Origin of the sequence: Paraglaciecola arctica BSs20135, from assembly GCF_000314995.1 — a bacterium.
Taxonomy (GTDB): domain Bacteria; phylum Pseudomonadota; class Gammaproteobacteria; order Enterobacterales; family Alteromonadaceae; genus Paraglaciecola; species Paraglaciecola arctica.
Window position 1 is genome coordinate 32,855 of record NZ_BAEO01000028.1, and the last position, 20,488, is coordinate 53,342.

23 protein-coding genes are annotated in these 20,488 nt (G+C 40.0%); 9 read left to right on the forward strand and 14 right to left on the reverse strand.

From position 1 onward, the window contains the following. Window positions 1-14: 14 nt before the first annotated feature. From GARC_RS10800 to GARC_RS10820, 5 genes are all read right to left on the reverse strand, one after another. Entirely contained in the window at window positions 15-668 is a 654-nt protein-coding gene (locus GARC_RS10800; protein WP_007619792.1) for a response regulator, read from the reverse strand. 139 nt (window positions 669-807) lie between these two features. Then, the gene (locus GARC_RS10805; protein WP_039989360.1) at window positions 808-1,389 is read right to left on the reverse strand and encodes a hypothetical protein; all 582 of its coding nucleotides are present in this window, start codon (window positions 1,387-1,389) and stop codon (window positions 808-810) included. Between the two features lie 329 nt (window positions 1,390-1,718). Further along, on the reverse strand, window positions 1,719-2,441 hold the full coding sequence (locus tag GARC_RS10810) for a response regulator transcription factor (RefSeq protein WP_007619794.1): 723 nt from the start codon (window positions 2,439-2,441) through the stop codon (window positions 1,719-1,721). 100 nt (window positions 2,442-2,541) lie between these two features. Beyond that, on the reverse strand, window positions 2,542-3,276 hold the full coding sequence (locus tag GARC_RS10815) for a spondin domain-containing protein (RefSeq protein WP_007619796.1): 735 nt from the start codon (window positions 3,274-3,276) through the stop codon (window positions 2,542-2,544). 13 nt (window positions 3,277-3,289) lie between these two features. Then, complete coding sequence (locus tag GARC_RS10820; RefSeq protein WP_007619806.1) at window positions 3,290-3,988, reverse strand: spondin domain-containing protein; 699 nt, start codon at window positions 3,986-3,988, stop codon at window positions 3,290-3,292. A 47-nt stretch (window positions 3,989-4,035) separates the two neighbouring features. On the opposite strand from GARC_RS10820, the gene GARC_RS10825 reads away from it, so the two are divergent. After that, window positions 4,036-4,257, forward strand: a complete 222-nt coding sequence (locus GARC_RS10825) for a hypothetical protein (protein WP_007619812.1) — start codon at window positions 4,036-4,038, stop codon at window positions 4,255-4,257. A gap of 67 nt (window positions 4,258-4,324) precedes the next feature. Here the strand turns inward: GARC_RS10825 and GARC_RS10830 are convergent, their stop codons facing one another. Both GARC_RS10830 and GARC_RS10835 read right to left on the reverse strand, forming a co-directional pair. Beyond that, a complete protein-coding gene (locus GARC_RS10830; protein WP_007619814.1) occupies window positions 4,325-5,476 on the reverse strand; it encodes an SIS domain-containing protein in 1,152 nt (383 codons plus the stop codon). Window positions 5,477-5,504: 28 nt separating this feature from the next. Continuing rightward, window positions 5,505-6,782 carry a D-tagatose-bisphosphate aldolase, class II, non-catalytic subunit gene (locus GARC_RS10835; protein ID WP_039989361.1) on the reverse strand — a complete coding sequence of 426 codons (1,278 nt, stop codon included), beginning with the start codon at window positions 6,780-6,782 and terminating at the stop codon, window positions 5,505-5,507. Between the two features lie 359 nt (window positions 6,783-7,141). On the opposite strand from GARC_RS10835, the gene agaR reads away from it, so the two are divergent. After that, on the forward strand, window positions 7,142-7,918 hold the full coding sequence (gene agaR / locus GARC_RS10840) for a transcriptional repressor AgaR (RefSeq protein WP_007619818.1): 777 nt from the start codon (window positions 7,142-7,144) through the stop codon (window positions 7,916-7,918). A gap of 2 nt (window positions 7,919-7,920) precedes the next feature. Here agaR and GARC_RS10845 read toward each other — a convergent pair whose 3' ends face one another. The 5 genes from GARC_RS10845 to dauA form a co-directional block, all read right to left on the reverse strand. Continuing rightward, complete coding sequence (locus GARC_RS10845; RefSeq protein ID WP_007619820.1) at window positions 7,921-8,451, reverse strand: DUF3750 domain-containing protein; 531 nt, start codon at window positions 8,449-8,451, stop codon at window positions 7,921-7,923. A gap of 182 nt (window positions 8,452-8,633) precedes the next feature. Next, window positions 8,634-9,035 (reverse strand): Dabb family protein, encoded by a 402-nt coding sequence (locus tag GARC_RS10850; protein WP_007619822.1) that lies wholly within the window; start codon window positions 9,033-9,035, stop codon window positions 8,634-8,636. A 237-nt stretch (window positions 9,036-9,272) separates the two neighbouring features. Then, window positions 9,273-10,256: an HPP family protein gene (locus GARC_RS10855; protein WP_007619824.1), complete on the reverse strand. Its 984-nt coding sequence runs from the start codon at window positions 10,254-10,256 to the stop codon at window positions 9,273-9,275. 164 nt (window positions 10,257-10,420) lie between these two features. After that, window positions 10,421-11,191 (reverse strand): EAL domain-containing protein, encoded by a 771-nt coding sequence (locus GARC_RS10860; RefSeq protein ID WP_007619826.1) that lies wholly within the window; start codon window positions 11,189-11,191, stop codon window positions 10,421-10,423. A gap of 135 nt (window positions 11,192-11,326) precedes the next feature. Beyond that, window positions 11,327-13,018: a C4-dicarboxylic acid transporter DauA gene (gene dauA / locus GARC_RS10865; RefSeq protein WP_007619828.1), complete on the reverse strand. Its 1,692-nt coding sequence runs from the start codon at window positions 13,016-13,018 to the stop codon at window positions 11,327-11,329. 503 nt (window positions 13,019-13,521) lie between these two features. Between dauA and GARC_RS10870 the strand changes: the two genes are divergently transcribed. Both GARC_RS10870 and GARC_RS26740 read left to right on the forward strand, forming a co-directional pair. After that, complete coding sequence (locus GARC_RS10870) at window positions 13,522-13,737, forward strand: hypothetical protein (protein ID WP_007619830.1); 216 nt, start codon at window positions 13,522-13,524, stop codon at window positions 13,735-13,737. Window positions 13,738-14,089: 352 nt separating this feature from the next. Beyond that, window positions 14,090-14,290 carry a hypothetical protein gene (locus GARC_RS26740; protein ID WP_153810913.1) on the forward strand — a complete coding sequence of 67 codons (201 nt, stop codon included), beginning with the start codon at window positions 14,090-14,092 and terminating at the stop codon, window positions 14,288-14,290. A gap of 141 nt (window positions 14,291-14,431) precedes the next feature. On the opposite strand, the gene GARC_RS10875 is transcribed toward GARC_RS26740, so the two are convergent. Further along, window positions 14,432-14,620: a hypothetical protein gene (locus tag GARC_RS10875; RefSeq protein WP_007619836.1), complete on the reverse strand. Its 189-nt coding sequence runs from the start codon at window positions 14,618-14,620 to the stop codon at window positions 14,432-14,434. Window positions 14,621-15,146: 526 nt separating this feature from the next. On the opposite strand from GARC_RS10875, the gene GARC_RS10880 reads away from it, so the two are divergent. After that, window positions 15,147-15,542, forward strand: a complete 396-nt coding sequence (locus GARC_RS10880; RefSeq protein WP_007619840.1) for a PaaI family thioesterase — start codon at window positions 15,147-15,149, stop codon at window positions 15,540-15,542. A 237-nt stretch (window positions 15,543-15,779) separates the two neighbouring features. Here GARC_RS10880 and GARC_RS10885 read toward each other — a convergent pair whose 3' ends face one another. Continuing rightward, entirely contained in the window at window positions 15,780-16,625 is an 846-nt protein-coding gene (locus GARC_RS10885; RefSeq protein ID WP_007619842.1) for a thioredoxin family protein, read from the reverse strand. A 166-nt stretch (window positions 16,626-16,791) separates the two neighbouring features. Here GARC_RS10885 and GARC_RS10890 point away from each other — a divergent pair, with 166 nt between their 5' ends. The 4 genes from GARC_RS10890 to purH all read left to right on the forward strand — a co-directional run bounded on the left by GARC_RS10890 (window position 16,792) and on the right by purH (window position 20,411). After that, entirely contained in the window at window positions 16,792-17,109 is a 318-nt protein-coding gene (locus tag GARC_RS10890; RefSeq protein WP_007619844.1) for a DUF962 domain-containing protein, read from the forward strand. A 230-nt stretch (window positions 17,110-17,339) separates the two neighbouring features. Then, complete coding sequence (dusB, locus tag GARC_RS10895; RefSeq protein WP_007619846.1) at window positions 17,340-18,353, forward strand: tRNA dihydrouridine synthase DusB; 1,014 nt, start codon at window positions 17,340-17,342, stop codon at window positions 18,351-18,353. A gap of 29 nt (window positions 18,354-18,382) precedes the next feature. Continuing rightward, window positions 18,383-18,676 carry a DNA-binding transcriptional regulator Fis gene (gene fis / locus GARC_RS10900; RefSeq protein ID WP_007619851.1) on the forward strand — a complete coding sequence of 98 codons (294 nt, stop codon included), beginning with the start codon at window positions 18,383-18,385 and terminating at the stop codon, window positions 18,674-18,676. 127 nt (window positions 18,677-18,803) lie between these two features. Next, on the forward strand, window positions 18,804-20,411 hold the full coding sequence (purH, locus tag GARC_RS10905) for a bifunctional phosphoribosylaminoimidazolecarboxamide formyltransferase/IMP cyclohydrolase (RefSeq protein ID WP_007619853.1): 1,608 nt from the start codon (window positions 18,804-18,806) through the stop codon (window positions 20,409-20,411). Window positions 20,412-20,488 lie beyond the last annotated feature (77 nt).

Here is a 20,488-nt window from a genome sequence, read left to right on the forward strand (position 1 = left end):
TTTGTCATCTAAATTTATAGATTATTAATTAACCCTCTTTTTCTTGCCACTTCCACACACTCAGTGCGATTTGAAACCCCTAAAATTTGAAATAAAGCAGCTGTATGAGACTTGACCGTATGCTCTGTGCGGTTGAGTTGCTTAGCTATTGTTTGGTTTGAGTAACCTTTGGCTATTAAGACTAACACCGCATATTGTTTGGTACTGATACCTGCATGTTGTGCGTGTGGGGGTAATTCAAAAGATACTGCAGGGTCAGTTGTACGCGTTAACATTTGGGTAATACGATCAGGTAAAAATTGATTGCCTTCAAGCACCGACTTAAAGGCGAATAACATGTCAGAGGCACACAAAGATTTGGGCACAAATCCCATAACATTGGCTTTCAGTGCACGACGAATCAAACTTAATTGTTCTTCAGCTGAGACTACAACAACAGGAATACAAAATTCAGCAGCAGAAAAGCGTTGTAAAAAAGAGAAACCATCCATACCTGGCAAACTCAAATCTAACAATATCAAGTCAAAGTCACTTTGTGATTCAAGTAGAGTCAAAGCCTCTTGGATAGAAGTCGCCTTAAACACCTCAACGTTATTTGCAAGTTGCTTTAACACCAGACTTACCCCATCAATAAACAAGGGGTGATCGTCAATTACTAGTACGTTCAATTCTGACACCCTGCATGTCGTTTTCATCATTTTATAATAACAGGCGTTTTTTATGATAACGAAAGTTATTCAGGTTAATGCTAAGAACGTTGCCAATGAATCGCTGGCGCTTGCATGAAAATAGCAGGCTCATTTTTAGTCAAAGATTACCTATGACGTCACCAGCAGCACTTTTTGCTGCAAAAAGCACATTCTGGGCATCGAGGCCCTTACTTAAAAAGCCATTTGCATTAATCAAAGCCACAGCTATATCACCGTATGTTGACTTTCGTCCCAAATCAATTGAGTTTTTATAATGACTATCATCTGTGGCGACAGAACCCAATGCCACAAAACGTTTGCGTTCAGAAAAATTATTGTGAAAAGTGTGCATCACAGTCGTTGCGGCTTTAGCAATGCCTCCAAATGCACCTACAGGTGCTCCAAAGGTAACTAAATTCTTTGACTGGCTTGTTTTTATTTCCCAATAAACTCGCAACCAGTTGCCGGCCGGACATTCAACTACGACATCTTTTTTCTCAAAAAAGTAATTTACTATTTGTGACGCCCACATCCCTTCTTTAAGACCACTAAAGCCCTCATACTTTCCGTAGATAGTGTAATGTGGTTTCGACGAATATGTGAAACCAAGCTTTTTATAACCCCTATCCGGAGGAGAGAGATACCTGTGTTCTCCTAGAAGTATTGCCTTGCGTCTCCCCTCAAATTCTTCAATTGCCATTACTATATCCTTCAACATTGATTGCAGAATCTCATTATCTGCAGTAATTTGCTTTAACCTGTGGCGCATAGTAAGTGCATTTGTTACAAAAGAAATCACTCAAAAGTATGAAAGATCCCTCCGAGTCAGAATCAAATAATTTGTGTTTTTTGACAAGATTTCCACTAGATGAATTGTATTTTATTTCGCTAGAATTAATCGGGTATACGGGATAAAAATCAAACTGTTACAAAGCAGCCTCTGGAAGGAAGCCTGTAAATGTGGGAACTGTTTTGTTGATGATTAAATAAATCTAACTTAAATGGTTCGGTCATTTGATTGTTCTTAGGTTAAAACTCAACCCCCTGAGGGTTAAACTTATAACCAACCCCCCAAACAGTCTGCACAATTTGTGGTGATGTGGCGTCGATTTCGATTTTAGCTCGTAATCTATTGATATGGGAATTCACTGTATGCTCATAGCCACTGTGATGATAACCCCAAACCGATTCTAATAACTGACTACGACTAAAAACTTGATTGGGATGGCTAGCTAAATGATGCAGTAATTCAAATTCTGTGGCTGTCAGTTCAAGTTCATTATCTTGAAAGACCACTTGATGGTTTTTTTGATTGATATGTAAGTCACCAATCACTAATGGTCCATTATTATCTACAACATCAGCACTATTGGCTGCTTGTAATACATGCACTTTACGCAATTGTGAACGCACTCTCGCTTGCAACTCCCGCACGCTAAAGGGTTTAGTTATGTAATCATCTGCACCTAACTCTAACCCTAGCACTCTGTCTGTCTCTGAGCTTTTTGCAGTGAGCATGATGATCGCTTGGGATGGTTTTTGCTCTCGCACTTGGCGGCAAATATCTAAGCCACTTACTTCTGGCAACATAACGTCTAAGATGAGCAATGAGTAATCATTCTCTAAAGCCATTTTTAATGCTTTGTCACCCTGATCTTGCACTATGGTTTCGACACCTAACTCAAGTAAATTAACACGAATAAGTTCGGCTATATCTCGGTCATCTTCGACCAATAAAACACTGTCAGACATGTTGTTTTTTCCTAGTTAGGTTGAATCAAAGGTGAAAGCAAAAAACGCTCAATACATTGTTTATTGAGCGTTTTAAAGTTCAAACTTTTGGAGTCAAAACTTACTCAATACGAGTGACCATAATACGTACTGCTGGGTTGTCGAACTTATGCTGTACTGTTAAGACTGAATTACTCAATCCGTCATCTACAGTAACAACACCAGGGTGCATAGCAACATAACCTGTATCTGTTCTGGTAGTGTTAAACCCTTCACCGCCATCAGCAGGACCTGGCATAGTACCTGCGGTTTCAGAATTCACTTCAGTACCCGCATCGTAGACTCCCGCAGTAGCTGTCCAACTGTCACCTACAGCAAAAGTACTTAAGTCTAACGCATCAAGACCGCTAAAGGCGTCATTTGTATTCACTAACATAGTGGCAACTGACAATTTGGCATTAGTAACATCTTGAATAGTCACACTAATAGTCTCGCTACCACCTGGACCAATGGCCCCTGCACCTGAAGCCGAAGCCATTCCGAGGGCCAATAAACCACTATTCATACCACCCTCAGCCATTTGTTCCAAGGCGACTGAAGGCACTTCGCCTACCGAAAACAAATGTCCGTCGGCATGCAAAACAACTGCAGCCGGAGACAAAGGTTGAGAATTCGTTAAGTTGGTGACGGTCACTTCATAACTCACATCAACTGGGTCAGGCACTGTAGCTGGCACTTCAACTATAACTTCGACTTCTTTGATAACTTCAACTTCGTCGTCACTACAAGCGCTGAATAAAACAGGTAAAGCAACTATTAGAGCGAGGCGCATTTTGTTTAATTTTAAAGGGTTCATCATGACAGTCTCCTTAGTTAACGGTAACTGTGACTTTAGCTACAGGGTTTAACCAGCGATGGATAGAGTTGGTCACGTCACTTGCACCACCAGATGCATCATCATCACCAATATTGCCAGGGTGAATATGTACATTTGTATTACTGCTAACAGCCGTCACTCCACTGCCGCCAGTACCTAGTGTTAAGAAAGGTGGAGCTGGCATTCCCGGCATTCCCGGAGCACCACTACCGACTATTTCATCGTTTGCTTCGGTACCCGCATCATATGCATTTAGATAAACAGTATAAGTGCCTGCTTCTGTGGGGATAGTCCAGTTATCTAGACCAATAAAGCCATCGTTTGAGGGTAAAATCATCGCAACAACAGACAACACAGTATTACCATCTGCCGTTGTAAAAGTACCCGAAACAGATTCTGTTGGCCCTAAAGGTCCTGCTGTAGGCTCAGCTAATACATCAGCACTAATTGCAGTTGCAATAGTTGTCAGCCCGGCCAAACTGCCACCTTCTGCCATTTCTTGGATCTCTGGGCTAGCTTCTTCACCCACTTCAAATAAACTGGTGTCAGTCGTATGGGCTACAGCAGCAATAGGAGTGAAGTACATTCCTTGGGTAAGGTTTTGAATTTTGATTGTCACATCCGCAGCAAAAGACTGGCTGCTCGCAAAAGCCAATGCGCTAGCGGCGCAAATTTTAGTAAGTTTGTTCATATTATTCCTCGCAGTATATTAAGTTGACGTTACGAGAAAGAGTTTGAATGGAAATTGTCGCGAAAGTATCACAAAAAGAAAACGAAATTATCAAAGTTAAAAAAGGCATAACTCAAATCAGCAAAGCACTTGTGCGCTTTATACATAGTTTCAAGCAGGCCTTTTTATTTTTTTTCCTCGCTCCTTCAAAATCAACTTCTAAGTGGGAGCAGGCAGTTTTTTATGTTCAGCAGGTATGTTTCCTTAGGAGTCAAGCAGTACAAAAGTGATCTTTGTACTGCCACCATCAACACCTAAAAATATCAAATTTGAAGCTCAACAACAAAAACTAAACCATCACAAAGCGTGAATTTTCACACCTTGAACCACACGATTAATGGTTCCCGATGAACTTGGATTGTCAGGAGTATTCCCTATAGCTAGGGCATGCTGAAGTCCGTAAACCTGAGCACAGGCAATAAATGGGAACAATAAAAAGGCGTCTTCTACGTCAGCAACATTGTCCAACATAATACATTCACCTTGTTTGAAGGTCGGGTCATCTTTAGCGGAAATAGATAGAATTTGAGCAACTTCTTGATCTTTTTGTAACTCTGCCAATAACTCTAAATCATACTGCCGAGTATAAGGGTCATTAGAGATAAAAATTATGACCAAGGTTTCACTATTCACTACCGCTTTGGGACCATGACGGAAACCTAAAGGTGAATCAAAACAAGACATAGCTTGACCATCGGTCAATTCAAGCAACTTAAGTGCACCTTCCTGTGCAAGCCCTCTGAATCCACCACTACCAAGAAATACAACACGCGAATATTTCTTCATCGCTACGCTTTTCAACATCAAGTTATAAGTATTCAACAAAGATGATGTAGCCTTAATAGCCGATGCCATTTGTTTACTAAATGTATCTGATGCACAAAATACGTATAAAGCACTCAACATCATGCTACTAAAGCTAGATGTCATCGCAAAACTTTTATCGTTAGTTTCTTCTGGCATCAATAAAGCAAATTTATTGTCACCAACACAGCGTTTAAATAACGCCCCCTCTGCATTACATGTAATGGCTAGCTGAGAGCAATCTTTAACTAACTTTTCGGCACACTCAAACGCTGCCACACTCTCAGGACTATTTCCTGACCGAGCGAATGACACTAATAAGGTTGGTACGTCAGTCTGAAAAAATTCATGTGGGTTAGAAACTAAATCTGTAGTTGGAATTGCTTCAACTCGCCCACCGAATTTTTTCAAAATAGTAGGCACAATACTCGAACCAACAAATGCAGAAGTACCTGCCCCTGTAAAAATAATACGAATGTCTTTTTTTGCTAAAATGGGTTGTAAAAATGCATCAATTTGCTCTTTATTTTCCACTAACATCTTTAGGGTTTTGGCCCAGGTTTCTGGTTGCTGCGCTATTTCCTTTGCAGTCCAATAAGCATCCATCTCACGTAATGTTGATTCTGGATAATCTAAGTAGGTCATTGTCTATATTTTTCCTTCGAAATACGTACTAGTTGCCGAAACAAGCAGCCGAATATTGTGCCAATACTTCAGAAATTTTATGGAAAATCAATTCCTCAATGCCCCTACCAATTTCACCATCTACAATAGCGCGATATTGATTGGGCATGTATTGACTGATTAAAGTAAGAGGTGGCTTATTATTGTCCAAGTTCTTAATCAACTTATCTAAGCTCGCCGATACTTCTGGTTGAGGCCAATAATAACGAATGCGGTCACTCAAACTGTACTGACAATCTAACATCTGAGTTTTAACATCATCTGAATAATACTTTTTCCAATAAATAGGATTGTCTTGCATTGCTTGCAACAAAGTTTGCTTAAGATTTGCACGACTGGCTGGCTCGATCCATTCTTGTTCAATCAAGTCGAGAGCCCAACACGCCTCACGCAAAGCATAAGTTAACCAAGGTCCTACTTTGAGTATCGCAAAATGGCCTTTTACCAAATCAGACAAATGTTGTGCCGTTTGGTAATCGGTTGAATGAGCCTCGTAAACCATTAATGGATCATGCTCAATATATTGACTCAACGCCTCGGCCTTTTCAGGTTTGAATGCCATCACTTTATGATGATCAAACTCAACTCCAGGCTGCACAACCAAACCGATGATCCTCGGCCAAGTCCCCTCTAATCCTGCTTTAAAAAATGCCTTTTTATGGATGGCAATAGTCTGTGTCGCCGCCTCAACAGATGTGGGAGTCAGTTCATCAAGCCCTTCTTGGGCTCCTCCAGGAACAGGCACTTCAGTTCCTATAATATAAACTGGCGCTTCTCCACCACAAGTATGCCAAGCATTTTCAGCAATAGAACATAATCTTGCAGCTCGCTGTGCCACGAGATCATCACCTAAAGGCACGGGATCATCAGAACACGACATAGAACAATCTAAATGAATTTTTCTGAAACCGGCGTTAACATATTCTGCAATTAGCACATCTGACTTAGCCATGGCTTCATCTGAAGTAAGATCTTGCCAACAGTTAGGACCTAAGTGATCTCCACCAAGAATAATCTGCTGATGAGGCAAGCCTACTTTATCGGCAATAGAATAGACAAGTGCACAAAAGTCTTTTGGCAACAGACCAGTGTATCCACCATCTTGGTTCACTTGGTTGGAAGTTGCTTCCAACACCAAACACTCTTTATTCTTTAACGAATGCAGCATCGCCGCTTCAATTACGAGTGGGTGAGAGGAACATACAGAATATACACCAGTCACTTCTCCACTCTTATGTCGTTGGACCATATCTAACAACGCTTTCAAATCCCCCCCCCCTTAAATATTTATCATGAGTCGTAATTCTTGTTGGTATCCTAGCGCAAATAAATACAAAACGTAACATAATAAAGCTAACAAATGCTTCATATCGTTATCAAACATGAAAAAAACGACAAAAAATATCACTAAAGAGATAAATATGTATATAAAAAGACTCATTTACGTTCATTTAATTACCAATCACCGAAAGACATGTTTCAATTAGCTTCACTGCCAATATAGATGTGAGTCACAACCCATTATTTACAACCCAACAATTGAAACCAACTGTTGTTAAAATGTTTCACTGTGACTATCATGCTCTAAAAATCATACAGACTGAAAGCTACAACAAAGGAACAGCAATGCGCGATACTAGTCGAAGACGAGTAGAAATATCTCGAATGCTAAAAGATAAAGGCAGTGTTCAAGTACCCAACCTGTCTGAAATGTTTAAAGTATCAACTGTCACTATCAGAAAAGATCTAAGATTTTTAGAAAAACAAGGTCTTGCGACTCGCTCTTATGGTGGGGCAATGTTAAAAGACAACACTTTAATCGAAATGGAAGTCACAGTAGGCGACAAACAAGTTTTGCACGCCGAAGTAAAATCCAGTATCGGCATGGTAGCTGCCAATTTGGTCACCAATGGCGACTCCATTATTCTTGATTCAGGCTCTACTACATTGCAAATTGCCTCCCATTTAAAAGGCAAAGAAAATCTCACAATAGTCACTAATGGCCTAAATATAGTCAACGAACTAGCCCACCACGAAAATCTTGAAGTTATATTATTAGGTGGCACCCTAAGACGTAAGAGCCAGTCGTTTTTTGGTAGTTTGGCAGAAAATACCCTCAAGGAATTGCATGTAGACAAGCTGTTTTTAGGTGTGGATGGCTTTCACATGGAACGCGGCATCACCACGCATTTCGAAGCTGAAGCCTTACTCAACAAGTTAATGTGTAAAGTCGCTAGCGAAGTCATAGTAGTCACAGACTCATCCAAATTTGGCCGTGTATGTTTGCATAAAATACTTGAACCAATGGGCGTTAGAAAAATAGTCACCGACCAAAACATTTCTAATGAATATCAGGAAGGTCTGCAACGACTGGGTATTGAAGTCATTATCGTAGAGATTTAATGCTAATCCGCATAACCACTGCCAATAGCACGAAAGGGTAGCTTTAAACCAAGTTCAGGTATCTGTTGCCCAATCCATTGTGGAAAAGTGTTGCTATTGGGGCCGGGGAACAGAGTGTATTCATTGGCCCAAGGATAACGCGCAATGGCTTCAGAAATTTGAGGGATCAACTGGTTAGCTTTATCGCCTTTTATGGACAAAAGTTTTTCCGGTTTAGCTCCGTACCAATAACGATCAGGTGTCGCCGTTTGATACTCCCGCAGCGCCGGCAAACCACTCCTAACCCTCCATCCCACCACTTCGTAAACAGTATACTGGTTCGCATCTTGGGGCTTCACAGCTATCCAAGTATGTACCGCAAACCAACCTCGCCAACTAAAAGCATCAGCTGCATATACCTCAATAACTGCATGTTTTTCGGTTGTAGGATCCGCTGCTATACCAGCAGGCTCTCGACTTGCTTCACGCCAATTAGTATTGGTACAGCCCGCCAATAATCCAAAAAATAGCAGAACTAAAATATATTTATTCAAAATTCACCTCAAACAACGCAATTTTCTACACATCGATAGCAGAAATAGCAAAAACTTATTACCAAGTAGAAAACTCTCACCTGGGACTGACTGAGCCTCGATCTTCTATTGATTTATCACTTTGCATTGATTGTCTATTAACCCTAATATTTATCAGATAAACAACCACTGCTAATGGAAACTTAAACTGTAATAGAGTCTTTTACTGCTACTTTTGACCACAAATGGGAGCAGTTTTTAACAAAGGCTAGATGAATGAGATGAGCTTGATATTCACTCTGTGCAGCTAAGTCATCGAACATCATTAATTCGGAAACATCGAAACTATTGTCAACCACATCACGTTTTTCAGTAGTAGCTGGCAAACCTATATGTAAGGTTTTTACCGTAGGGATTTGTCTTAGAGTTTGTAAACCCGCAATCAATTGATCGCGGTCAGCTGTAGAGTCTGAATTTTTGAGCCAAAAATAGGCGGTATGGATCAATTGTGTTTTTGTTGTCATTAATTGCTCTCCTTTTGCGACACTAGCAACAAAGCTTGCAGCGGTAATCGCGATAAATTGCCTTCTGCTTAATTTATTCATTATATCCAGCCTTTATTGCCTAATAGACTGATTGTTACTTATCTGGCTTTGAGATGGAACCTCAACTTAGCGTCTAGCTAAGGCTGTAATAAACGTTGTATTTTCGAATAACTGCAACCTTAGCATCTTCGAGTTCTAGCAATTCAACTGTATCCTAAGACTGCTTAATGAGTTGCCCTGTTTGTGGGCGTATACCCGCTTATCGGATGCTGTACTTTGTCATGATAATGTTTGCTGTTACAAGTCATCCGCTTCCACTTTAATCCATTGCTGTTGATGTTTTACCACTTCAAACCTAGCCCATTGATGAAACTCTGAACGTAAACAAATATTAGTCTCATAACCACCATCACCGGCCAACACTTTGTATATAACTTGATCCAAATGAGGCCGACTGTTTATAGGAGCCGCATCAACAATTTGCCGAATACTCCATAAACTACCGATTTTACCATTACTGTAGAAGTGCCCAGCAATAATTTCAGAAGGATGAGTAATATTCTTCTCGGCGTGTTGTTTGGCTAATTCTAACAAATCAGCAAGTCCTTCAGGGGTAATATCTACGTAGGAGTCTAATTCCTGCATAGCAGCAGCAAAGTCTTCATGAGTTAACTCAAATTGCCTATCTTTGGGTTTAGTAATCACCGTTTTTTTCAATTTATGGGCTAAATGTGCTGGATAACGACGCCACTTAAATAGGCCATTATAGGCAACACTGAGTACTAGGATAATCACAAGATTAACCGCAACAGGCACCAGTAAATATTGATATCCAAGCTCTGTGATAACCGAACCACCAATTACCACAGTTAACGCAGTGGCTCCACCTGGAGGGTGAATACAGCGTAGATAATACATAGCCCCAATTGCCATACCTACAGCCAAGCCAGCAATAACAAAAGTATTACCAAACAATTTAAAACAAGTGATGCCGATCACACCTGAGATAAGGTGCCCACCAACTACAGCCCAAGGTTGCGATAAAGCTCCATGAGGCACTGCAAAAAGCAACACCGCACTGGCCCCCATAGAAGCAATCACCAAAATTCCACTGCTTGGGTCTAAAGTACCCGCTTCGATCAAAATATTAGTTAACCAGATAATACCAGTAATACTGATTAAACCGCCAAAGGCTGAAATGATTTTTTCTGAGTGGCTTGTAGAGTTAGCCGTAAAGCCACTGAGTAATAACAACTCTTTAACTAAGTGTTTTAATGTCATTTTTTAATAATTTCGCACCAAATTGGTGCTGGATACTAAAAGAAAAATAGCCGTCTTTGCAAGTGATTCACCTATTGTCTGTGCAAAAAAGCGCGACCTTTATGTACACACAAATTTCTGAATGCGCTTCAAACTAAATAGAAATATTACAAAGCAATAAATAACTAAACTAATTCGTCAAAATTAACCTCAGGAAGACTTTCGAAACCAGGTTTAGCAAAGAAGTAACCCTGCATCAATTCTATGCCCGCACCTCTCAACCATTGCATTTCATCTAGCGTCTCAACACCTTCTGCTAAGGGGATAACATCTAGGTCACGCAACATATTCAAACAGTTTTTAATAATAAATTGCCGTGGTTTATCTTGGTTGATATTACGAATTAGTCCCATATCAAACTTTATAATACAAGTCTGAAAATCGGCTAATAATCCCAAACCTGCATAACCTGCCCCAAAATCATCAATTGCAGTAATGAAACCCAATTTTTCATAAAATTTCACTATTTTCTTAACAACATTAACATCCTCAATCTTTTCAACTTCTGTAAACTCAAACATGATTTTATCTGTTGGAAAGTTATATTTTTTGGCCGCGTCTAATGTTGTACGAATACATCGTTCGGGTTGATAAATTGCTTTTGGCAAGAAATTTATGCTCAGCATAGACTGAAGTTTTAGTTCTGCTGCCAATGAAATGGCCTTAACTCGGCATAACTGATCAAACAGGTAGCGGTTATCATCGTTCACTTTGGATATAATCGAATAAGCGGACTCTTGATTTAACCCACGAACCAGCGCTTCATAGCCAAATATTTCATTTTTATAGCAGTTAACAATGGGCTGAAAAGCCATGGTAAAATCAAAGTCGAGACTGCCTTTATCAGCACATTTGTTACATGAAAACCTGTCGTAAATGATGGACTCTTTACTCATTTTGATTCCTCCCTAAGTAATCAAACCTTAATGTTAAGATCAGCTTAAGTACAATATCATATCTTAATCTTATCATTAAGATAGTGCTTCGCTGATCGGGTATGCTGGGACTGGAGGAGAGAGATAGCTACCCGATTAGAGCATTTTATTGGCCATAACAACAGCCTCAGCTACAGTCCCTGAAAACTGTATTTCATCTGGTTTATCACTGATGCCTGCGCGACGTAATTTCGCTGCCATCCGCTCATGTAAATTACTGATAATTAAGTATATATGCTGTTTAGCGAGGCTTTCTTTTATTGACTCCATTGTAACAATAGCGCTCATATCAAGCATGTTGACTTCTGTCATATCGAGTATCACAACCCGGAGATTTGGCGTAACTGTAGAAATGGCTTGTAGTGCTTTTTGTGCAGAGCCAAAAAACAATGAACCGTTAATGTCATAAATAGCAATGCTATCAGGCATCTCACCATAACTTGCATGGTTTTTCTCAATCTTAGTTGTATTGGTTATGGTTATGCTTCTGCGAATAAACAACATGGATGCCAATCCTATGCCTACCGCAACGGCAACAGTCATATCGAATAAGACTGTTAGTAAAAAACACAAGATAAGAACAATGACATCATCTCTAGGAGCAATTTTAATTGTGCGTATAAAATGTTTTGGTTCACTCATATTCCAGGCAACCACTAATAACAGTGCTGCCATCGACGCCATAGGTATATAAGCTAGCAAAGGTGTAAGCGCCAGTATTGACCCAAGAATAAACAAACCATGTACCACCGACGCTAATGGTGAAGTACTGCCGGCCTTAATACTGGCTGCGGTACGTGCAATGGCTGCAGTTGCTGGTATTCCTCCGAATAGCGGCGCGATAAGGTTCCCTATCCCCTGACCAATAAGCTCATCATTCGAATTATGTTTCTTGCCTGTCATACCATCGGCAACCACAGCACATAACAGCGATTCAAGGGATCCGAGTATCGCAATTGTGATGGCTGATGGTAATAGCAGCTTGATAAGTTCAAAACTTAGACCAATGGGTGTACCGTCGGCACCCGGTAAATTCCATGGCCACTCGAAACTTGGTAATATTGCCGGAATACCGTTACCAGTTATGCCATTAATCTCATAGTGAAATCGACTACCAATTGTCGCTATAGAAAAATCCTGACTAAAATAACTTAGTAACCATGCAGTGACTGAGCCTAAAAGCAGAGCGATCAGATGACCTGGTATTTTTGAGCGTATTCGTGGCCACAGTAATAATGTGACAATAGTTAGACCACCAATTAGTAACTCCTGCCAGTCAATACTCGGCAGTGAATTCACTATCAATATAAGTTTTTCGAGATAATCGCCATCCAAAGATTCGATATCCAGACCTAGAAAGTCTTTTATTTGAATGGTGCCAATAACCACACCTATACCTGCTGTAAATCCGATAATGACAGGATAAGGAACAATTTCAATAAGCTTGCCGAACTTACCTAAGCCCATCATTATCAAAATGATACCGGCCATAAAACCACTCACTAACAGACCGCCAATGCCAAACTGATGCACAATCGGCAACAACACCACTACAAACGCAGCGGTGGGACCAGATACATTAACTTTCGAGCCACCGCCAATGGCGATAATAATACCAGCAACTATAGCTGTGTATAAACCATGCTGTGGAGGAACACCACTTGCAATGGCGAGAGCCATAGAAAGAGGCAGTGCAATTACCCCAACAGTTAAACCTGCAAGAACATTAGTTTGAATTTCTGAAAATGTAGTTTTGCTAGCTAAAGACTTTGTTAACGCGGAAAACAATTTGTACTCCTTTATTGATTTCTAACTAAAATTGAAATAGCTGCCCTATACAGCCGCACTGTCTAAAAGTTCAATAGAATAATGAGATAGTGGGGTTAATATTAAATGAGGTGAAAACAACGACTAAAGCCTAAGACCTTATTCAAAACAGTTTCCGAATTTTTCAGGTCAGATGGTGAAAACCATTTTAATTCAAGAGCTAAAGATTAACTAATCCCAGCAATTTTAAAAAGTAATAAAATGAACTGATGTTGGTTTTATTGACTTAGATTAAAGAAAGGTGCCATTTGATTGCGGTATTAGTAAATAAAAAAAGTTTTAATGCCGATATGGGTATCTAGGTAACGAGTGATTAAGGTGTTTTAGGCACAGCAAACTAAGAAAACATATGTCATTTAGGAGTGTTTTTTGCACCAGATCATTTAAGGTATAAATCTGCCACCTTTGTTGGTAGATCAGCTATAGTTTCATTTACGAATGGAATACAAAGTAAGATTATCAACTTGAAATACACCTTTGTTGCTTTCTATTGTTTATTGGCATCAAGCAATTTGTTTGCCTCTCCCAACATCCAATTATTTGCCTTTGCTTCTGAGCCAATTGCTTATTATGAAGATGATACTCAGAAAGGGATTTATGTTGATATTTTAAAAGAGTTGGGGCGGCGGATGGAGCTCGGAAAAGTACTAATATTAATATTGTCCCCTTCAAGAGATTAATAAAAAACCTCAGTAATAATCAAGAAGGGTTTGCAGTTACTATTCTTTTTCCTAACCCCCAAATTACACCTTTTGTAATCCAATCCTTGCCAGTCATGACATTCAAAAATACGATTATCAGTTTAAAACAAACGCCACTAAATTGGTCAAATTTACAAGGAAAAAAAATAGGGGGTATACGAGGAACAAAACTCAGCTTTGGTGAACATTTCGCATAAATGTTAGACGATGATGTGCTGGCTTTTATACCTGTTAATAGGGCTGACCAAGGTATTAAAATGCTATTTTTTAAACGCATAGATGGTTATTTAGCGCCGGCAATATTTCATATGTACTGGCTAAACAAAAATAATTGCCATCAGCAGAGCCATTAGTATTGAATAATCAAACTGCACATTTGATGATTTCTACAGCGCCAAATATCCCTTCTAAAATAGCCAAGGAAACAATAAAAAAGATGGAAAATACCATGCAAACACTTATTGATGATAAATTCATCGATAAAGCTTTTGCACATTATATTAATGATAAATTAAAGTGTGAACCTGAGTAATCCCAATTCCAATACCAATACCCCCCCTTAAAACATATCAGAATACGCGAGTAATTTTTACTTTTGTATCATTCACCTTATTATCATAAATTCATTTTGCACTGCTCAGTTGCAGGCGAGCATTGAGTGATACTTTGATGATCAAGCCTCATCCTCGTTAGGGGTTGTTGTCTCCTTTTTAAGTTTTTTGGTGTTGCTCCTAGCTGATTTTTCGATTCTCCTTTTCTTCTTGCGCTCATTTTTATCAGTTACGATCTTGATTGCTTCTTCTTGTGATAAGTTAGGATGTTTGGCGAGTAACTCTTCGACCTTTCCATTAATCTTGGTCATTGTTGAACCTTATGATTTGTAAATTAAAATATTATAGCTATTTATATGCTGTCGAAATACAGCGACACATAACACTTTACCTAAAAGCCAGAAAAACGAACATCATGCCTTTAGCGATAATGAACCTTAGTAATAAGTAAAATAACTTGAGCTCGGGCTAATACATACAGTCCAGCACTACTATTATTGCGCCTATCTTCGTTGACCTTGCTTACAATAGCAATCACCTTTCAAGTAGTGACAGCGCAGTACAAAAATGGCCAGGGTGTTCTGAGTGAACACTTCTTTATTGGAATGGGTATTAATCTAAGGAAATGTCAGTTCTCTGAAAATAGCTTACGTCTGTTAAGCATCTTCGAATTAACATTGTTTAGGGGCCTACATTCGTATAAATGATATAAATCACTTTGTGTATTCCAGCCGAATAATTGAATATAGGGCAGGGACTTTGCCGTTGGGCATACGCACTTGCAGAGTTGTAGGTTTGTCTGTCCTATTAAGTATCTTTCAATAACTAGGAAATTTTATGAACAAAGTTGATTTTCCATTCGCAGATTTAATTGGTTTTAACATGGATAAAATGGAGGATGGCAAAAGTATATGTAGCCTCGAGATCAAAGCTCAACATATGAACCCGCAGAAAGCCGTACATGGCGCGGTAGCTTATGCTTTAGCAGATACAGGTATGGGAGCCGCATTATTTTCACTACTAAATAAAGACCAGTACTGTGCAACAATAGAAATTAAAATATCCTATTTAAACCCTTTGTATAAAGGATTATTAGTGTGTGAATCAGAAGTAATAAAGTGCGGCAAACGTCTTGGTTATACAGAAAGTGTTTTGCGTGAAAATGGTATAATAGTAGCTAAAGCAAGTGGTAGTTTCTCTATTTTTAACCCCAGTTCTACTCTAGAAAATTGACAGCTTAAGGTAAGCAGTAAAATTCTAACCGCAGACTTACCAATACATCGAAAATATCAACTTGAGAATTGACCTAAATATCTCCATCACCAAAATATTTGCTCTTACTCCCAAACTTAAACTGGCATTACAAAAAAAACCGGCTTCTGCCGGTCTCCATATAAAAATCAAATCTCGAAGCGAGCTTACTCTCCGCTCGTAGCTCGTAGCTAAAGCCTAAGCCTAAGCCCACAACTTCTAATACAACAGCCCATAAACCTTGCGACGATACTTCGACTTCAAAGGATCCCCATCAGGTAAAGCATTAATCATATCCAAAGTCAGCTTCTTAGCTTCACCAAAATTAAGGTCTTTATATAAAACCGACAAAATCAGCTCTAAGGCTTCTTCTATTTGATTGGCTTGATGCAATTGCACCGCAAGTTTCACTTTAAGTTCCAGATCATCAGGATTTGCCGTCAATTGCTCTTGTAAGGCTTTGATTTCAGGTGAATCTGCAGCTTGTTCGGCCAATTCAATTTTACCCAAAATACTATTGTATAAGGCGTCTTGGTCAACCAAACCAATGGTTTCTAATATAGCTTTGGCTTGTTTTATTTGACCTAGCTCAACTTGGCAGTCGGCAAGTAACAACTTGATATCAGCGCGCTGCGCATTCATATCATGGGCTTGTTTTAGCACAGTATAAGCTTGCTGGTAATCGCCTGCGCTAACTAGCTCAACCGCTTGTTCATATAAGGCGTCTTCTGGCTTGGGTAAATGTTTTTCAAAGATGGCAATAATTTCTGCTTCGGTTTGCACACCGGCAAAGCCGTCTATGGGTTGACCTTCTTTTACCAAAATCACCGTAGGTAAATTTTGCACACCAAATTGCCCGGCGATTTCTTGCTGTTGTTGACAGTCCACTCGAGCGTGCAGCAGGTTGCCACTGAATTTAGCGGCTACATTGGCTAGCACTGGAGCCAATTGTTGGCTTGGTTCATAACCTTCGGCCCAAAACTCCACCATCACTACTTGAGTTTGCGAGTCCTGCAAAATAACTTGCTGGAAATTTTCTGGGGTAATATCAACCACATTATTCATAATAGAGTCCGTATACTTTTGCTTGAACTTTGGATGGGGTCAAATCATTGAAACTCAAGCAATTCGTTGATTTAGATGCAAATGTTAAAATGTCGCCTAGTAGACATTTTGCGGAGATTCGCTATGCTAACTTTATAATTAAATAACAAGCTAAAAGTTAACCGCCATGACCCAACAAGCGCCTCTACAATTTAACAGTTTTGCTGAATTTTATCCTTATTACCTAGCCGAACATCAAAACTTAACCTGCCGACGTTTGCATTTTATTGGCTCAACTTTGATTTTAGTTTTAATCGCATACGTTGCACTTACAGAGCAATGGGCATTGTTATGGTTATTACCTGTTTTGGGATATGGCTTTGCTTGGACAGGGCATTTCTTTTTTGAACATAACAAACCCGCCACCTTCAAATATCCCCTTTACAGCTTATTAGGTGATTGGGTCATGTTTAAAGATATCTTATTAGGTAACATCAAGCGTTAGCATTTTTTAACCTAATAATTTACAAATTGATAACGATTTTATTTCAACTACTGGTTAACCAGTTATAAATAGCTTCTTTTTATAATGTCAATATGATTTGCTTAAAAAAAGTACAAAATTGTTTGATTACTAGCCTTTCCAAGCCAACAAAAAACCCTTAAACTTGCGCCCCTTTTTAGAGCACGGTCGATTTTTGCACAATTAAATGTGAAGGATAATCATTCTATATTATGCAGATTGGTCCATATGCTTTAGAAAACAATTTGATACTGGCTCCCATGGCGGGAGTTACCGACCGACCTTTTAGACAATTATGTAAACGTCTAGGGGCTGGGTTGGTGGTATCAGAGATGCTCTCTTCCAACCCTAGGGTATGGAATTCAGATAAATCCAAGCAACGGATGGATCATGAAGGTGAAGAGGGGGTGCGTTCGGTGCAAATTGCAGGGTCTGATCCTGAATTAATGGCACAAGCGGCACAATTTAATGTAAGTAACGGCGCGCAAATTGTTGATATCAATATGGGTTGTCCGGCTAAAAAAGTGAATAAAAAGTTAGCAGGCTCGGCATTGCTGCAAGATCCACCACTGGTTGAGAAAATCATTCAGGCGGTAGTTAAAGCAGTCGATGTGCCTGTTACCTTAAAAATACGCACAGGTTGGAATGTTGAAAACCGCAATGGCTTATTAATAGCCAAAATTGCGCAAGACAACGGTATTCAATCATTAGCGGTGCATGGTCGCACCAAAGCCTGTATGTACAAAGGCGACGCAGAATACGACACCATTAAGGCAATTAAACAAGCCGTGTCCATACCTGTTGTTGCCAACGGTGATATAACCAGCGCGCTAAAAGCTAAGCACGTATTGGAATACACCGGAGCAGATGCGCTGATGATCGGTCGCGGAGCACAGGGTCACCCTTGGATATTCCGCGAGATCTTACACTATTTGCAAACAGGCCAAGTACTGGCTGCCCCTAGCATTGAAGAAGTGAGCAGCGTTTTGCTTGAACACGTCGCCAATGTTCACCAGTTTTATGGTGAGTTTACGGGATGCAGAATTGCCCGCAAACATGTGGGCTGGTATTTGGCCGAACACGACCAGCAAAGGCTGTTCCGTGCAAAGTTCAACGCCATTGAAGATGCAAGGCAGCAACTTGATGCGTTAACTATGTACTTTGATAAATTGGCAGGTGAACCAGCACTTTCATCGGTGTCTGAACTCGTTTCACCTGCTGCTTAATATGACTAACTTAAAGAGCTCGATTGTATATGTTCGAACAAAATGTAACTTCTCCATTTACCACTACGGTAACAACTCCTTCGCAAACACAGGCTCAAAAACCTCTTCGTGATTCTGTTAAACAAGCGGTAAACAAGTATCTTAAACAACTTGATAACACCAACATCGAAAATTTATATGAGCTAGTCATGGCCGAAGTAGAAGCGCCAATGTTAGAAGAAATAATGACTTTCACACGTGGCAACCAAACTAAAGCGTCAACTATGTTAGGTATCAACCGTGGCACTTTGCGTAAGAAGCTTAAACAATACGGCATGAACTAAAACGTTTTGTCTTATTTAAAGAGCACCTTATGGTGCTCTTTTTGTTTGTGACAAGCATGACCAAATAGTCCACAAACAAGCATACAAAATCTTTGCCTTTATCTTTGCCCTTTATAGTGGAACAAACATGCAACAAGACTTACCAGCAACACCTATTCGTCGCGCCCTGTTAAGCGTATCTGATAAATCCGGACTACTTGAGTTTGCCCAATTTTTGGCTAGCCAAGGTATCGAGCTATTATCTACCGGTGGCACAGCAAAATTATTAAGTGACAATGGCCTAACTGTAATTGAAGCATCGGATTACACAGGTCACCCAGAAATAATGGATGGCCGGGTTAAAACCTTGCATCCGAAAATCCATGGCGGCATTCTGGCTCGCCGTGGACAAGACGAACAAGTTATGGCTGATAACAACATTCAACCTATCGATTTAGTAGTAGTGAACTTGTACCCCTTCGCAGCCACTGTTGCTAATGACGATTGCAGCTTAGAAGACGCCATTGAAAACATTGATATCGGTGGCCCCACTATGGTGCGTGCTGCTGCTAAAAACCATAACGATGTCACTATTGTGGTTAACACTAAAGATTATGCTCGTGTCATCACAGAAATGCAGGCTAACAACAATTCAGTTACCAAAACCACACGTTTTGACTTAGCCATTGCCGCATTTGAACACACAGCTGAATACGACGGCATGATTGCTAACTATTTTGGCGCCATGATTGAATCAAGTGAATGTGAAACAAACTGTGGTCATCAGCACAGCGAATTTCCACGCACTTACAATATGCAATTCACTAAAAAACAAGATTTGCGCTATGGTGAAAACAGTCATCAAAGTGCCGCTTTTTATGTTGAAAATACTATTCAAGAAGCATCGGTTGCCACAGCGACTCAGTTGCAAGGTAAAGAATTGTCTTTTAACAATATTGCCGATACCGATGCAGCCTTAGAGTGTGTTAAAGAATTTGATGTACCCGCCTGCGTTATTGTTAAACATGCCAACCCTTGTGGTGTTGCTTTAGGTGATGACATTTTAAGTGCGTACAATCGTGCCTATCAAACTGACCCAACTTCGGCTTTTGGCGGTATTATCGCCTTTAACCGCGAACTTGATGCAGCCACAGCGCAAGCTATAGTTGATCGTCAATTTGTTGAAGTGATTATTGCCCCAACTATTAGTGATGAAGCCGTTAAAGTTGTGTCTGCCAAGAAAAATGTACGTTTGTTAGCCTGCGGCGATTGGCAAGGTCAGTTAACTGAAGGTCATGACTTCAAGCGTGTTAATGGCGGTTTATTAGTCCAAGATCGCGATTTTGGTATGGTCGAAGAAGACGAACTACAAGTAGTTACTAAAGTACAACCCACTGAACAACAGTTAAAAGACTTGATGTTCACTTGGAAAGTAGCCAAATACGTTAAATCTAACGCGATTGTGTATTGCAACGACAGCATGACTATCGGCGTAGGCGCAGGGCAAATGAGCCGTGTTTACTCAGCTAAAATCGCTGGAATAAAAGCAGCTGATGAAGGCTTGCAGGTTGAAGGTTCGGTAATGGCGTCTGATGCATTCTTCCCATTCCGTGATGGCATTGACGCAGCAGCTGCTGCTGGTATCAGTGCGATTATTCAACCAGGCGGCTCAATGCGTGACCAAGAAGTGATAGACGCTGCTGACGAACATGGTATTGCCATGGTCTTTACTGGTATGCGTCACTTTAAACACTAATATTGTGAATTAAAAACCGGAGTCATAGCGCGAAATATTGACTCCGGTTTTAGTTACCTATCACGCGCAATACCGTT

What these genes read in the sequence shown, in the direction of transcription:
- GARC_RS10805 (WP_039989360.1), bottom strand. Translation starts at nt 1,389, where the DNA reads ATGGCAATTGAAGAATTTGAGGGGAGACGCAAGGCAATACTTCTAGGA.
- GARC_RS10810 (WP_007619794.1), bottom strand. Translation starts at nt 2,441, where the DNA reads ATGTCTGACAGTGTTTTATTGGTCGAAGATGACCGAGATATAGCCGAA.
- GARC_RS10815 (WP_007619796.1), bottom strand. Translation starts at nt 3,276, where the DNA reads ATGAACCCTTTAAAATTAAACAAAATGCGCCTCGCTCTAATAGTTGCT.
- GARC_RS10820 (WP_007619806.1), bottom strand. Translation starts at nt 3,988, where the DNA reads ATGAACAAACTTACTAAAATTTGCGCCGCTAGCGCATTGGCTTTTGCG.
- GARC_RS10825 (WP_007619812.1), top strand. Translation starts at nt 4,036, where the DNA reads ATGGAAATTGTCGCGAAAGTATCACAAAAAGAAAACGAAATTATCAAA.
- GARC_RS10830 (WP_007619814.1), bottom strand. Translation starts at nt 5,476, where the DNA reads ATGACCTACTTAGATTATCCAGAATCAACATTACGTGAGATGGATGCT.
- agaR (WP_007619818.1), top strand. Translation starts at nt 7,142, where the DNA reads ATGCGCGATACTAGTCGAAGACGAGTAGAAATATCTCGAATGCTAAAA.
- GARC_RS10850 (WP_007619822.1), bottom strand. Translation starts at nt 9,035, where the DNA reads ATGAATAAATTAAGCAGAAGGCAATTTATCGCGATTACCGCTGCAAGC.
- GARC_RS10855 (WP_007619824.1), bottom strand. Translation starts at nt 10,256, where the DNA reads ATGACATTAAAACACTTAGTTAAAGAGTTGTTATTACTCAGTGGCTTT.
- GARC_RS10860 (WP_007619826.1), bottom strand. Translation starts at nt 11,191, where the DNA reads ATGAGTAAAGAGTCCATCATTTACGACAGGTTTTCATGTAACAAATGT.
- GARC_RS10875 (WP_007619836.1), bottom strand. Translation starts at nt 14,620, where the DNA reads ATGACCAAGATTAATGGAAAGGTCGAAGAGTTACTCGCCAAACATCCT.
- GARC_RS10880 (WP_007619840.1), top strand. Translation starts at nt 15,147, where the DNA reads ATGAACAAAGTTGATTTTCCATTCGCAGATTTAATTGGTTTTAACATG.
- GARC_RS10885 (WP_007619842.1), bottom strand. Translation starts at nt 16,625, where the DNA reads ATGAATAATGTGGTTGATATTACCCCAGAAAATTTCCAGCAAGTTATT.
- GARC_RS10890 (WP_007619844.1), top strand. Translation starts at nt 16,792, where the DNA reads ATGACCCAACAAGCGCCTCTACAATTTAACAGTTTTGCTGAATTTTAT.
- dusB (WP_007619846.1), top strand. Translation starts at nt 17,340, where the DNA reads ATGCAGATTGGTCCATATGCTTTAGAAAACAATTTGATACTGGCTCCC.
- fis (WP_007619851.1), top strand. Translation starts at nt 18,383, where the DNA reads ATGTTCGAACAAAATGTAACTTCTCCATTTACCACTACGGTAACAACT.
- purH (WP_007619853.1), top strand. Translation starts at nt 18,804, where the DNA reads ATGCAACAAGACTTACCAGCAACACCTATTCGTCGCGCCCTGTTAAGC.